Annotated in this window: 15 protein-coding genes and 1 tRNA gene; 4 read left to right on the top strand and 12 right to left on the bottom strand. The window is 69.7% G+C overall.

The genetic code is table 11. From position 1 onward, the window contains the following. Positions 1-976 precede the first annotated feature (976 nt). From FZC61_RS03935 to FZC61_RS03895, 10 genes are all read right to left on the bottom strand, one after another. Positions 977-1,648 (bottom strand): hypothetical protein, encoded by a 672-nt coding sequence (locus FZC61_RS03935; RefSeq protein WP_148612767.1) that lies wholly within the window; start codon positions 1,646-1,648, stop codon positions 977-979. Between the two features lie 44 nt (positions 1,649-1,692). Next, positions 1,693-2,559, bottom strand: coding sequence for a hypothetical protein (locus tag FZC61_RS03930; protein WP_148612765.1), 867 nt, complete (start codon positions 2,557-2,559; stop codon positions 1,693-1,695). A gap of 602 nt (positions 2,560-3,161) precedes the next feature. Further along, positions 3,162-3,234, bottom strand: a tRNA-Ala gene (locus tag FZC61_RS03925). A gap of 64 nt (positions 3,235-3,298) precedes the next feature. Then, positions 3,299-3,916 (bottom strand): histidine phosphatase family protein, encoded by a 618-nt coding sequence (locus tag FZC61_RS03920; protein ID WP_170285970.1) that lies wholly within the window; start codon positions 3,914-3,916, stop codon positions 3,299-3,301. Continuing rightward, positions 3,913-4,290, bottom strand: a complete 378-nt coding sequence (rsfS, locus tag FZC61_RS03915; RefSeq protein ID WP_148612760.1) for a ribosome silencing factor — start codon at positions 4,288-4,290, stop codon at positions 3,913-3,915. The genes FZC61_RS03920 and rsfS overlap by 4 nt, the downstream gene beginning before the upstream one ends. A 9-nt stretch (positions 4,291-4,299) precedes the next feature. Beyond that, positions 4,300-4,911 carry a nicotinate-nucleotide adenylyltransferase gene (gene nadD, locus FZC61_RS03910; RefSeq protein ID WP_148612759.1) on the bottom strand — a complete coding sequence of 204 codons (612 nt, stop codon included), beginning with the start codon at positions 4,909-4,911 and terminating at the stop codon, positions 4,300-4,302. 52 nt (positions 4,912-4,963) lie between these two features. Next, positions 4,964-5,131: a hypothetical protein gene (locus FZC61_RS22940; protein WP_170285969.1), complete on the bottom strand. Its 168-nt coding sequence runs from the start codon at positions 5,129-5,131 to the stop codon at positions 4,964-4,966. Positions 5,132-5,182: 51 nt separating this feature from the next. Further along, a complete protein-coding gene (locus FZC61_RS03905) occupies positions 5,183-5,647 on the bottom strand; it encodes a VTT domain-containing protein (RefSeq protein WP_148612757.1) in 465 nt (154 codons plus the stop codon). A 6-nt stretch (positions 5,648-5,653) separates the two neighbouring features. Then, positions 5,654-6,277, bottom strand: a complete 624-nt coding sequence (locus tag FZC61_RS03900; RefSeq protein ID WP_148612755.1) for a CDP-alcohol phosphatidyltransferase family protein — start codon at positions 6,275-6,277, stop codon at positions 5,654-5,656. A 30-nt stretch (positions 6,278-6,307) separates the two neighbouring features. Next, positions 6,308-7,567, bottom strand: a complete 1,260-nt coding sequence (locus FZC61_RS03895) for a glutamate-5-semialdehyde dehydrogenase (protein ID WP_148612753.1) — start codon at positions 7,565-7,567, stop codon at positions 6,308-6,310. A 31-nt stretch (positions 7,568-7,598) separates the two neighbouring features. Here FZC61_RS03895 and FZC61_RS03890 point away from each other — a divergent pair, with 31 nt between their 5' ends. Next, a complete protein-coding gene (locus FZC61_RS03890) occupies positions 7,599-8,078 on the top strand; it encodes an SGNH/GDSL hydrolase family protein (protein WP_148612750.1) in 480 nt (159 codons plus the stop codon). A gap of 320 nt (positions 8,079-8,398) precedes the next feature. On the opposite strand, the gene FZC61_RS03885 is transcribed toward FZC61_RS03890, so the two are convergent. Further along, positions 8,399-9,658, bottom strand: a complete 1,260-nt coding sequence (locus tag FZC61_RS03885; RefSeq protein ID WP_148612748.1) for an HNH endonuclease signature motif containing protein — start codon at positions 9,656-9,658, stop codon at positions 8,399-8,401. Positions 9,659-9,960: 302 nt separating this feature from the next. On the opposite strand from FZC61_RS03885, the gene FZC61_RS22935 reads away from it, so the two are divergent. The 3 genes from FZC61_RS22935 to FZC61_RS03870 are packed head-to-tail and all read left to right on the top strand — an operon-like array spanning position 9,961 to position 12,194. After that, positions 9,961-10,686 carry a hypothetical protein gene (locus FZC61_RS22935; RefSeq protein ID WP_170285968.1) on the top strand — a complete coding sequence of 242 codons (726 nt, stop codon included), beginning with the start codon at positions 9,961-9,963 and terminating at the stop codon, positions 10,684-10,686. Positions 10,687-10,737: 51 nt separating this feature from the next. After that, the gene (locus tag FZC61_RS03875; RefSeq protein WP_148612747.1) at positions 10,738-11,337 is read left to right on the top strand and encodes an RNA polymerase sigma factor; all 600 of its coding nucleotides are present in this window, start codon (positions 10,738-10,740) and stop codon (positions 11,335-11,337) included. Continuing rightward, positions 11,334-12,194 carry a hypothetical protein gene (locus tag FZC61_RS03870; RefSeq protein WP_148612745.1) on the top strand — a complete coding sequence of 287 codons (861 nt, stop codon included), beginning with the start codon at positions 11,334-11,336 and terminating at the stop codon, positions 12,192-12,194. The genes FZC61_RS03875 and FZC61_RS03870 overlap by 4 nt, the downstream gene beginning before the upstream one ends. A 93-nt stretch (positions 12,195-12,287) precedes the next feature. On the opposite strand, the gene FZC61_RS03865 is transcribed toward FZC61_RS03870, so the two are convergent. Beyond that, complete coding sequence (locus FZC61_RS03865; RefSeq protein WP_148612743.1) at positions 12,288-13,241, bottom strand: electron transfer flavoprotein subunit alpha/FixB family protein; 954 nt, start codon at positions 13,239-13,241, stop codon at positions 12,288-12,290. Positions 13,242-13,255 lie beyond the last annotated feature (14 nt).

Genomic DNA, 13,255 nt, shown 5'->3' with positions numbered 1-13,255 from the left:
AGGGCAGTGATCGCGGCCTACGAAGCCGGCGAGAGATTGGCCAGATCAGCAAGCCCGTTCGACGGTCCCGAAAGAGTGCAGGTTTTGAGTTTTCGGACTGACGCGCCATGAGCGGCCCTTCACTGGCGCTTCGGTCGATCAGGCTGATGCCGCGTCCTCGAGGTCCCAGAGGATCAGGCGGGGAAGCCGAAACCCGCCCAACTCATCCTTGAAGAGGTCTTGTCTCCGGGCAGGAAGGCGAATCCGCACCTTTGGCGGGCGCAGTCAATCCTCTTCCCTCCGGAGCCACGGAGATAGCGCACTGCTGTCGCTCGTAGAGTGACTGACCCGAACGAAGTCGCACGGACCTGATAAGCGGGACCGTCATATCGGCAAGCGCTAGTCTCCACGAAGTCGATGGCCACGGGACACTGCACCAAAGACACACGCTCACCGGGCATGAACCCGGATCCGGTGACCTCGAAAGTGTCACGTGACTCTCCGGTCGTCGCATTGGTCGCCTGCAGCGTCGGCCGCGGCGTAGCTTGCGAACCATCCCACTGAATTGCTTCAGTGGTCACGAGCGCCGGACCGTTGTCTGCCTCGCCGACGGCGACGACGCAGCTCGATTCGAGACAATCGAACTCTCTCCTCCCTCCATCCACGGCCAGCAGGATCGCACCGTGCAGCCGGATGTCGGTGTTCAGTTGACCCGACTCCTCGGCCTGAACGATCCGGGACTTACTGACATCACACCGACTCAGGAGACTCGTAATTGGTTGTGACGACGCCACACACTGTGCGACGTAGTAGTAAGCATTCGGCGCAAGCGCTGTGACCTTGACTGGAGCCTGCTCGTCAACACCCACAGTTTCCGGCAGTTCAACCGTGACTCCGTCTGTCACAGTCGCCGTTGGGACGCTACTGCTGTCAGCCGACGGCGCGCTCTGCTTTGGTGTGGAACAACCGACCACGACGGCCAGAACAGCGATGAAACCTACGGACAGTTCAAATAGTCGTCGATGACATACCCGAGCGCCCACGACCACCCTCCGTCCTCTGCACCTTCACGGAGCCAGTTGACGCCACGAGCCCAAGTGTGGGCCTCCGCTTCGACATAACAGGTTACCGCGTCTACGTAATTCAGTTCGCCGAGATCCGTCTTAGAGAGCATCACGTCGTTGGGACCGGGACCCATCGGCCCAAGGTGGCTAACGATCATGTTTGCGCAGTTGCGCTGTCCCGTGTATCGATAGAGGCCAAGCGTCCCGAAAATGCTGGGATCGTTACCCGGACAATGCAGTTGGCCATCTCCCGGAGCATCGCTATGGACTGGCATGTGGACTGCGATATTCCGAGCGTTAGAATTGTTGATGTTCTCCTGCAGTAACCCGTTGCCAATCACAACGCGATAACCGCGCTCGAGAAGGTTGAACTGACCGCCACCGCCGTAGGTCGCCTTGCGAATGATGTTCCTCGAGCCGAGGTTCTCGCTATAGGTCAGGCCCGCCGCCCCATCACACCCGTAGTTCGTGATACACGCACCACTGCCGCGGTCGTGACACGCACGAGACATGTATACGACCTTGCCGTTCCAGGTGCCGCTCGGCGGGTCATACTGCTCGTCCGCTTGACTTGGGGCGACGCTCAATGTGATGAGCGCACACACCGCTACCATGAAGCTCAATGCTAGCCGTCCAAGCCGACGTACGTTCACTTCCATACCTCCGCAAATTCGCTTCGAGTCACAACCCCTGGGCATGAATCACCTCCGGTTGCGTACGCCATCCTGAGACAGTCACTGCCAGACCCAAGTCTCACGGCAGTGACTGAACGGTCCGAAAACGCGTTCAGATACAGAAGCTCCCCGATGTCCAAGGACGGCGGCATTGCCCCAACCGTCGCCGTCAGCAGATCATTGGGAGCAGTAACGATGACGCCGCCGGGCGTCGTGGTGTCATTAGTGATCCTCACACCGGTGAACAGCTGGCCGACCAGTCCAGACAACGAGTATTCGACGGCCTCCGTGATCCGACCGAGGCGTAGGGGATCTGTGGACGGAGCAACCGGTTCACAGCCAGCGAACGGCGTCGCCACGACCGTGATGGAGAAGAACCTCGCGGCACAGTCCCGGAGTGGCATTGCGGGGACCGCCAAGTTGCTCGCGTCGGACTTATCACGAGCACGTCGAGCATCCGATCCAGCTACGGACATTCCTTCGATTGCTATCGTGTATCCGTCAAGAGCATCCCCGATGGAGGCAAGCGCGCGTTCCGCCGCTGCTGCGTCCCGCGAGAAATCCAGGACCAGTCGCTTATCTGTCCGATCCACGAGGAAGGGGTTTAGCACTGTCAGCGGACCGGAGGCAAACAGCTGTGGCGGCGTCGCCTCCTCCGGTACGGCAGCAGCGGGCAGCGGGGCGCGTTGCTGACGCGAACCCGCCGGGGAGGCAGATAATTTCCCGAGTGAGACACCAAGGGCAATGACTAGACCGACCGCTACTGCGGACGCAAGGACTTTCCAGCTTGTTCTCACTTCGAGACCTACCAGTTCGTTCGCATTATGGCAGCGGATGGACACGAGATGTCACAGTCTGACTCTGTGAGCTATAGCTGCGGCCCCGAGAGTTTCAATCGGACCGCCATGGACCAGGCCAATGGCTCTAAGCGGCTGCCTGGCCCCAGCGCTGTTGTGACGTCGTTCGACCGGATCCGGTTGTTGCATTCGCGCTTCGTCCGGTTGATGCTCGGACCAACGTGCGTACGTGTCAACGCGAGCGGCAACAGGCCCCGTTCCCGACCGAGACAGAGGGGCTCTGGGCGACATCGAGCAGTGCCGCTGCAGCACTTCGACGGTCCATGGACCGGTCCGGGTTCACGCAGTTGATCATCACCAAGGACGAGGACGGCATGACGGTCACCGATGTGGAGCCGGAGCGTGAGCCCATCAGCGCAGCCGTCCGGTCGGCCGTGGCCACCCGACATGCCCAACGCGGTGCTGAGAACGACAGAGGTGAGGGGAATCGAACCCCTGACCCCCTGCATGCCCCTCCAGCACAGCCGCTACCAGCTGCGCCCCACACGCCGACCGCACCTGGGCTTCGAGGCTCGCTGCGCTCGCACCTCAGCCACCGTGGACAACGACGAAGGCCCGGTCCTGACGGACCGGGCCTCGTGTTCGGGTGGAGGTGAGGGGACTCGAACCCCTGACCCCCTGCATGCCATGCAGGTGCGCTACCAGCTGCGCCACACCCCCGCGAACTCGTCGTACTTTAGCCAACCTCTCCCGACGATGTGAAATCGGGTCCCCTCACGGCGGGTCAGGCGGTGCGGTTGTAGGCCTCGAGGCGCAGCAGGCCGTCGTGCGCGTGCTGGCGCAGGACGACCCAGCCGCAGTTGTGCAGGCCCTGCAGCGTGCGGAACTGGTGCTCGGGCCATCCGAGCAGGGCGCCGGTGGCCAGGCGCAGGGCGGCGCCGTGGCTGACGGCGAGACCGGTCTGGCCGGGCTCGAGCGCGGACAGGAGGTCGGAGAGCACCGCGACCATCCGGTCGCGCACGGCGGCGGTGTCCTCGGCGTGCGTGACGGACTCGTAGTCGCCGCGGCGCAGGGCGGCGTGGCTCGCGGGGTCGCGCGCCTCGAGGTCGGCGTGGCTGAGGCCCTCGTAGGGCCCGAACCCGAACTCACGCAGCCGGGGGTCGAAGTCGGCCTCGACCCGGCACGCCTCGACGATCGGCGCGACCGTCTGGCGGGTGCGCTCGAGGTCGGAGGACCAGATCAGGGTCGGTTCGAGCGCCGCGATCGCGGGCGCCGTACGACGGGCCTGGGCCTGGCCCTCGTCGTCGAGACCGACGTCCTGGTGGCCCTGGATGCGGCCCTCGTGGTTCCACGGCGTGCGGCCGTGGCGAAGCAGGACGAGCGTGCGGACGCCGTCGCTCACCGCTCGTGGGAGACCACGTCGGCGGGCAGCTTGATCATCGGGCAGTCGCGCCACAGCCGCTCGAGGGCGTAGAACTGCCGCTCCTCCTCGTGCTGGACGTGCACGACGATCTCGCCGTAGTCGATGAGCACCCAGCGGCCGTCGCGCTCGCCCTCGCGGCGGATCGGCTTGGCGCCGATCTCGCGCAGCTTGTCCTCGACCTCGTCGACGATGGCCTTGACCTGGCGGTCGTTGGTCGCCGAGGCGAGCACGAACGCGTCGGTGATGGCGAGCTGCTCGCTGACGTCGAAGGCGATGATCTGCTGCGCAAGCTTGTCGCTGCACGCACGGGCGGCGGCGACGACGAGCTCGAGGGCGTGGTCGGTGGCTGTCATGAAGGGGACTCAGGCTTCCGAATAGAGGTGGTGCTTGTGGATGTACTGGACCACACCGTCGGGCACGAGGTACCAGACGGGACGGCCGGCGCGCTGCCGCTCGCGGCAGTCGGTCGAGCTGATGGCCAGGGCCGGCACCTCGAGCAGGGTGACGCGGTCGCGCGGGATGGCCTCGACGGTGGCCGACGGCAGGTCGGCCCCAGGTCGGGTGCAGCCGACGAAGTGGGCCAGTTCGAAGAGCCGACCGGCGTCGCGCCAGCTGAAGATCTCCGACAGGGCGTCGGCGCCGGTGATGAAGAACAGGTCGGCGTCGGGGTACTGCTCGGCGAGGTCCTGCAGGGTGTCGATCGTGTACGTCGGCCCCTGCCGGTCGATGTCGACGCGCGAGACCTGGAACCGCGGGTTGGCGGCGGTCGCGACGACCGTCATCAGGTAGCGGTGCTCGGCGGGCGACACGGTGCGGTCGGACTTCTGCCACGGTCGACCCGTCGGCACGAAGACGACCTCGTCGAGGTCGAACCACGACTGCACCTCGGACGCCGCCACCAGGTGGCCGTGGTGGATGGGGTCGAACGTGCCGCCCATGACGCCGATGCGGCGCCGACCGGTCGGCTCGGTCATCGGGCCACCCTCACGCGGCCACCCTCATCCGGCCACCCTCATCCGGCGCACGTCAGGAGTGCTCGCGTCCTCCGCCGAACGCGACCAGCCCGATCAGCAGCGACAGCAGGATGCCGAAGGCCAGCAGGCCGATGGCCCAGGCTGGGACGGCCGGGTCGGAGAGCTGCTCGGACTCGGCGGCGGCGGCCGACAGCAGGGCCGGAAGGGTGCTCAGCGACATGACCGCAGCCTATCGCCCCGTGCGCCCGACGACCGCCACGGGACCCACCCATCAGTGCAGCGCCAGGTCGGCGCCGAGGAAGAGCAGCCCGAAGCGCAGCGAGCGCCCGACCAGCACCGTCGGCACGAACACCCACAACGGCATCCGCAGCGCCCCGGCCACGGCCGCCATCGCGAGCAGCGGCGGGACACCGGCCGAGGCGGCGATGAACATCACGCCCCCGGCGTACGCCGGTCGTCCCTCCATGCGCGCGGTCCAGCGCTCGAAACCGGCCTTGACCTTGGGCGAGCTCAGCTTGCGTTGCGCCCACGCCGAGTTCGCCCCCCGCAGGGCCAGGTGGTACCAGACGAGCTTGCCGATCGTGGCCCCTGCGCCCGCGGCGATGCCGAGCGAGATCGCGGCGGGCACGCCGGGCTGGGCCGCGGCCCCGCCCACGATGATCGCCTCCATGGGCAGGAACGGCAGCAGCGCCGAGGCGATGCTGAGACCGAACATGCTCAGCCAGAGCAGGACCACGGCGGGCTAGGCCACCACGGGCTGGGTCATCCGCTCGGGCACGGGCAGCCCGAGCTGGAGGAGCCAGCGCAGCGAGACGCACTTGAGGACGAGCAGTCCAGTGGCGATCGCCAGACCGAGCCACCACCAGCCGGTCACGAGCAGCAGCACGGCGAACAGCGAGGAGTTGACGGCCTTGGCGGGCTTGGACCAGTTCCAGGTGTAGATGCGCTGGTCGATCTCGTAGAAGTAGTTGGGGCTGCGGATGGGCCAGGCGAGGAATGCCAGCGACAAGAAGAAGTCGATGACCATGAACTCGAAGAGGTAGACCGCGACCGGCAGGATCATCTCGTGCTGCAGCGAGGCGAAGCAGAGGTAGAACGCCGCGCAGTTGATGCGGTCGCACAGCATGTCGACGACACCGCCGATGCGGGTCTCGCAGTCGCGCAGCCGGGCGTAGGCGCCGTCGGCCATGTCGCCGAGCCAGTAGACCCCGAGGCCGACGACGAGCCACGCCAGCTCCTGCTGCCACAGACCGACCAGGCAGAGCACGAAGGACGCCACCGTGCGCACGAGGGTGATCACGGTGGCCCCGGTCCAGAACCGCTCGACGGCTGGGTCGGCGTGGGTCGCGCGCTCAGCGTCAGGCACGGTAGGACCTTACCTGCCGGGCTCCCGGCCTCAGCGGACGTGCCCGTCGCCCGTGACGACGTACTTGGTCGACGTCATCTCGGGCAGCCCCATCGGGCCGCGGGCGTGCAGCTTCTGGGTGCTGATCCCGATCTCGGCGCCGAACCCGAACTCGCCGCCGTCGGTGAAGCGGGTGCTGGCGTTGACCAGGACCGCGGCACTGTCGACGGCCGCGACGAACCGGCGGGCCGACGCCTGGTCGCGGGTGAGGATCGCCTCGGTGTGCCCGCTGGAGAACCGGCGGATGTGGGCCACGGCCGCGTCGACGTCGGGGACGACGGCCGCGGAGATGTCCATCGAGAGGTACTCGCGCGCGTGGTCGTCGTCGGTGGCGGCGACGACGCCGGCCAGGCGTGCGACGGTCTGGTCACCGTGCACGGTGACGCCCGCCTCCTGCAGCGCGGTCACGACACGCGGCAGGAAGGTGTCGACGAGGTCGGCGTGCACGAGCAGCGACTCGGCGGCGTTGCAGACGCTGGTGCGGTGCGTCTTGGCGTTGAGCACGACGGCCAGCGCCTGGTCCTGGTCGGCGCTGGCGTCGACGTAGACGTGGCAGTTGCCGACGCCGGTCTCGATGACCGGCACCGTGGACCCGTCGACGACGCTCTGGATCAGGCCCGCTCCCCCGCGCGGGATCAGCACGTCGACCAGGCCGCGGGCGGTCATCAGGGCCGTGACGGTCTCGCGCGTGTCGGCCGGCACCAGCTGCATGGCGTCGGCGGGCAGGCCGCTGCCGGCGACGGCATCGCGCAGCACCGCCACGATCGCGGCGTTGGAGGCTGCGGCGCTGCGGCTGCCGCGCAGCAGCACCGCGTTGCCGGACTTCAGGCAGATCCCGGCGGCGTCGGCCGTGACGTTGGGCCGCGCCTCGTAGATCATCCCGACCACCCCGAACGGCACCCGCACCTGCCGCAGCTCGAGCCCGTTGGCCAGGGTGCTGCCGCGCACCACCTCGCCGACCGGGTCGGGCAGTCCGGCGACGTCGCGCAGTCCCTGGGCCATCCCCGCGAGCCGCTCGTCGGTCAGCCGCAGCCGGTCGACCACGTTGGCAGGGGTGCCCTCGGCCTCGGCGGCGGCGACGTCCTCCGCGTTGGCGTGGAGCACCTCGGCAGCGCGCTCCATCAGGGCGTCGGCCATCGCGTGCAGCGCGGCGTCCTTGGCCGCGCGGGTCGCGAGAGCCAGGTCGTACGACGCCTCGCGGGCGCGCGCCGCCAGCGCGCGGACGTCGTGGGTGGGGTCGGTGGTGCTCACGTCGTCGAGGCTAGTGCGGCAGGATCGGCGTGTGCGGGTCGTCTTGCTCGGTGACAGTCATCTCGCCCGGCTCCAGCGGGCGCTCCCCCGGATCGGTCCGGACGTGGTCAACGCCGCCGTCGGCGGCGCCGTCGCCACCGACGTCGCGGCGCAGGCCGTGCGCGTCCCGGTGACACCGACCGACGTCGTGGTGCTCTCGATCGGCACCAACGACGGGATGCCGGTGCACGCCATCGCCCCCGAGTCGGTGCGAGCGGCCCTGACCGACGTCGCCGCCCGGGTCCGCCCCGCCCGCTGGGTCTACCTCCTGCCCCCGCTCCCGGAGTCAGCCGCCCACGGCGGCGCCGCGGTCGCGGCGCTCGACGCCACCGGCTCGCTCGTCGTCGTCGACACCCCCGCGCTCCTCGAGCCGCTGGGCGGCGGTGCGTTCCTCCCCGACGGGCTGCACCTGACCGGCGAGGCCTACGACGTCCTCCTGCCCGTGATCGCCGAGGCTGTACGGCGCGATTGAGGGGTCCGGGCCGACTGCGCGCGGTGGCCGAGGAGGTCGCCCGCGACCGAGCCTCGAGACCGCTGTCACCGGCGCTGCCGGCTCGACTCCACGGTGGTCGGGGAGGTCGCCCGCGACCGTCTCGAGACCCCCGCCGACCGGCGCTGACATGGTCGGCCTGACCTGAGCCCTGCGGCTGGGTGGTCTCGTGACGGCCGCGGGCGGCCTCCTCAACCTCCGTGTGGTCGGGTCGGCCCACCACGTCACCCGACGGTGGTCGAGGAGGTGTGGGCGTGCCGGTGACCCCGCCGTGGTGGTGCTGGGCGGGGTCGGTGGGGCGTTCAGGGTCGTCGGCGTGGTGGGCGGAGTAGTGGTGGCCTGCGGTCGACGAGGAACGTCGCGCCGGTGGGGCTGGTCCAGTGGTGGAGCCCAGGTCGCAGCATCACGTAGCGCCACCGGGAGTGGGTCTTGGCGCGGTGGTGTCGTCGGCACAGCATCGCGAGATTGTGGGCCGACGTAGGACCACCGGCTGAGAACGGGACGATGTGGTCGAGGTCGACGCGGCGCCTGGTGCAGCCGGGGAACACGCAGGTGTGGTCCCTGAGTCGTACGAGCTCACGGATGGCGTCGGTGGGCTCGTAGGCCTCGGTGGACGGGTCGGCGGCGAGGTCGATGACCGGCTTGATCGTGACCTTGGTCCCGGCTTGCTGGCACCAGGCGCGGATCTGCTGGATGAGGACCGGGGACCAGGTGTTGTCCAGGAACCCGGGCAGGTCGGGGTGCTCGGCGTCCAGGTGCGCGTACAGCGTGACCCCACGCCCAGTGCCACCGGTGAGCAGGTCCAGGGCGAGCTGTTGGCGGCCCATCTCGCCTAGAGCCTGTGAGCGGCGCACGTCCAGTGACTCGGTAGAGCCGAGGTCGGCCAGCGCCTGGGCGCCGTTCTTCAACGCCGCTTCCAGGTCGATCGCGTCGGCCAGGTCCAACGTCGCGGTCATCTCGACGGTCCCCGAGGTGTTGGCGTGACCGAGGTGGACGTCGGCGTGGCGGTGCTCGGCGGCCTTCTTCCTACGGCGTTCGGCTTCGTCGGGGTCGTGCTTGGCCCTCGCTGCGTCGACGGCGCGGTCGACCTGCGCCCAGGAGCAGGTGTGCAGGAATGGGGCGATGTCCTTGTCGACGTCCCCGGCTCCGGCCAGAGGGAGGTCGGTGGTGTGCTCGGCGACGCGGAACGCCTTCCACACCGGCACCTCGCGGTTCACCACCCGGGCGTATAGGCGCGGGAGGCGGTAGCGCAGCTCCAACGCCTTGCCCAGGTAGGCCAGACCCGCGTCGGTCGACATCCCCAACGACATCCCCAACGACAACGCCAGATCGAGGGCGGCGTACTCACCGATCACCGGACACCCCGCGCCACCCAGGTGCAGCGCCGGCTCCTCCATCGGGTCCAACAACGCTGCCGTCTCCTCGGCGTCAGCGGTGTTGACCATCGCCCAGTCGAGAACGGCGTTCAGCTTCGCGACCTGGGCCCTGGACTCGTCGTCGCACTGTGCGCGCACGGACTCCAGCAGCGGGTCGCTGCTACGGGTCCTAGTGCGGGTGCTCATGCGTTCATTCTACGCCGTGATTGTCTGCATTCGAAAGTCTGAGCGAGAGATTTGTGGATGAGTTTCTTGGGTTGGTTGGGGGTCGTGGGTCTCGAGACGGTCGCTAGCGCGACCTCCTCGACCACCGTGGGTGACGGTCGGTCTGTCACGACCTCCTCGACCACCGTGAAGGACGGTCGTGTCAGCCCAACATGTCTGGACCACGCACGCCAGATCGCGCGCGGCCGTATCCTGAGGGGGCTCCCGGGCGATCTTCGTCACAGAACCCCGTACGCCCCCCACACACAGCCCCGGAGGCCCTCATGACCAGCTCCCCCTTCCACCGCCGTTCCGTCGCCCTCGTCGCCTCCGGCCTGGCGGCCATGGCGGCCCCGTTGGCGCTCGGGCTCGCGAGCCCGGCGTCGGCGGCCCGCGCCGACAGCGACCGCGACGGCATGCCCAACCGCTGGGAGCGGGTGCACCACCTCAACCCGCAGCGCGCGAACGCCGGCGGCGACGCCGACCACGACGGGCTGCGCAACATCGCGGAGTACCGCCGCCACCTCGACCCCCGCGACCAGGACAGCGACAACGACGGCGACGACGACGGCGACGAGGTCACCGACGGCAGCGCCTCGACCGACCCCGACGACGCCGACACCGACGACGACGGCACGGTCGACGGTGACGAGGACGCCGACCACGACGGCACCGACAACGAGGACGAGGACGACGCCACCGAGACCTGCGTCGCCGACGACCCGGACGCCGACTCCGACGGCGTCGACGACGAGGACGAGAACGAGAACGGCACCCGGGTCCACGACGACGACAGCGACGACGACGGCGTCGAGGACGGCAACGAGGACGCCGACCACGACTCCGTCGACGACGAGGACGAGGACGACTCGGCCAGCGACGACTGCGACGACGACGAGAACGAGGACTCCGACGACGACGGGAGCAACGAGAGCGACGACAACGGACGGATGCAGTCCGCGGGCGGCGCTGTCGCGATGCGCGGCTCGTCGTGGTGGACGGTCGGCTGACCAGGTGCGGCTGACGACCGCGACGACCTCGGACGGGGCACCCCTCCGACCGTGAGCGACGAGACCGACGCGAGCGCCTTCGACGCCCTCCTGCGCGCAGCACGGGAGGGCGACTCGTCGGCGCTCGCGTCGCTCTGGCACCAGTTCTCGGGGGCGGTCGCGGCCTTCGCCCGGGCCCGCGGCGCCGCCGACCCCGACGAGGTCACCAACGACGTCTTCCTCGCGGCCTTCCGCTGCGTCGGCGACTTCGAGGGTGACGTCGCCGGCTTCCGGGCCCTGCTGTTCACCATCGCCCGGCGACGCGTGTCCGACGACCTGAGGCGTCGGTCGCGACGCGTCGCCGTCGTCTCCTGGTCCCCCGCCGACGACGGGTCCGCGCTCGCGCCGAGCGCGGAGGACTTCGTGATCGGCCGGGCGGCCCAGGACGACCTGCTGCGCCTGGTCGACGACCTCACCGCCGACCAACGCGACGTGATCCTGCTCCGCCTGGTCGCCGATCTGTCCATCGAGGAGGTGGCCGGCGTGCTCGGCAAGCGGCCGGGCACGGTCAAGTCGCTGCAGCGCCGCGGCCTCGACTCCCTGCGGCGCGCCCTTGGTGCCGCTCCTGCTTCCACGCCCCCGACCCATCCCCACGAGAGGGCAGCGCGATGATCACCCACCTCGAGTCCGAGCAGGTCCTGCAGGGCGCGCTCGGCAGCACGCCCCCCGACCTGCCGCCCGACCTGCGCGAGCTGGCCGACCGGCTGGCCGCCACCCGCGCCGGAGTGGTGGCGGGCCCGGCGCAGCCCGGCCCCGAGATGCTCGCGCTGTTCGCCGGCGCTCCCCTGCTGCCCGGTCCGACCGCGTCCGGCCTGATGTCGCGGCTGGTCCCCCGGTCCGTGCCCCGCCTGGGCGGGCTGCGCCCCGAGGTGGGAGCCGTGCTGGCGGCGGTCGCCGCGGCAGCGGTCGTCGCCGCCGTCCAGTACGGCGTGCGCACCGACGACGACCCTCGGCGCCCGGACGCGCCCGGGCCGGCCCAGAGCCCGACCACCACCACGCCGACGACCTCCCCCGCGCCGTCGCCCACGCCGGCCGGGCGCCAGGACACAGTGCCCCCGAAGCCTGCCCGGGCCGGGACGCAGTCCGAGCCGCCCGCCGCCCAGGACGTGCCCGTCGGGTCGGGCGGCGACGACACCACCACCGCACCCCAGGACGACGACCCGGCCGGGCCCCGTGACACCGACACCGGTGACGCGCCTGACCAGCCCGCGACCGGCTCACCCGGGTCCGGGCCGTCGTCGTCGCCGGACGACGACCCCAGCAGCGGTCCCAGCGGCTCCGGTGGGTCCGAGGGACCCGACGACGCGAGCGAGGACCCGGGCGACCCGACCGAGGACCCCACCGACGACCTCGGCGAGGAGCCGGCCGACGACCTGCCCGACGACCTCACCGACGACCCTCGGACCGATCCGACCGAGGACCCCGGCGTCGAGCCGAGCGACGACGGCGACCTGCGCGACGCGCCCTAGACGGGCCGTAGACGGGCCGTAGACGGGCCGTAGACGTGACGACGCCCCGCCCGTCCCGGAGGACACGGCGGGGCGTCGTACGACGAGGGCCGGTCAGCCCTTGCGCGCCTCGATGGCGTCGGTGGCGGCGGGCAGGACCTTGTGGAGGTCACCGACGACGCCGAAGTCGACGAGCTCGAAGATCGGTGCCTCCTCGTCCTTGTTGACCGCGACGATGGTCTTGGAGGTCTGCATACCGGCCCGGTGCTGGATGGCGCCGGAGATACCGTTGGCGACGTAGAGCTGCGGCGAGACGACCTTGCCGGTCTGGCCGACCTGGAAGCTGTGCGGCATCCAGCCGGAGTCGACCGCGGCGCGCGAGGCGCCGACGGCGGCACCGAGCGCGTCGGCCAGGCCCTCGATCGGGGCGAAGTCGCCGCCGGTGCCGCGACCTCCGGACACGACGATGGCCGCCTCGGCGAGCTCGGGGCGACCCGAGGCCTTGCGGGGCTGCGAGGCCACGATCTGGGCCTTCTTGGCGCTGTCGGAGATGGTCGCGGTGAACGCCTCGACGGTGCCGGCGGCGCCGACCTCCTCGACGGGGGCCGAGTTGGGCTTGACCGTGATCAGCGGCACGCCGTGGTTGACCTTGGCCTTGACGGTGTAGCTGCCGGCGAACACGCTCTGCGTGGTGACCGCGCCCTCCTCGACGTCGACGGCGTCGGTGATGAGGCCGGCGCCGATCTTGATGGCGAGGCGGGCCGCGATCTCCTTGCCCTCGTAGCCGGAGACGAACAGCACCGCGGCGGGCGAGGTCTTGTCGACCAGCTGCTGCAGGGCCTCGGCCTTGGGGGCCACGAGGTAGCCCTTGATCTCGGCGTCGTCGACGACGTAGACCTTGTCGGCACCGTGCTGGCCGAGCTTCTCGGCCGCCTCGGCACCCTTGTCGGCCGAGCCGAAGAACACCGCGGACGGCTCGCCGAGGCGACGCGCGATGGTCAGGAGCTCGTAGGTCGGCTTCTTGACCGCGCCGTCGACGTGCTCGACGACGACCAGGACTTCAGACATGTGTGGCTCCTCGC

The organism is Nocardioides rubriscoriae, assembly GCF_008087085.1.
GTDB classification, from domain to species: Bacteria; Actinomycetota; Actinomycetes; order Propionibacteriales; family Nocardioidaceae; genus Nocardioides; species Nocardioides rubriscoriae.
This window is presented reverse-complemented; position numbering and strand designations above follow the sequence as displayed.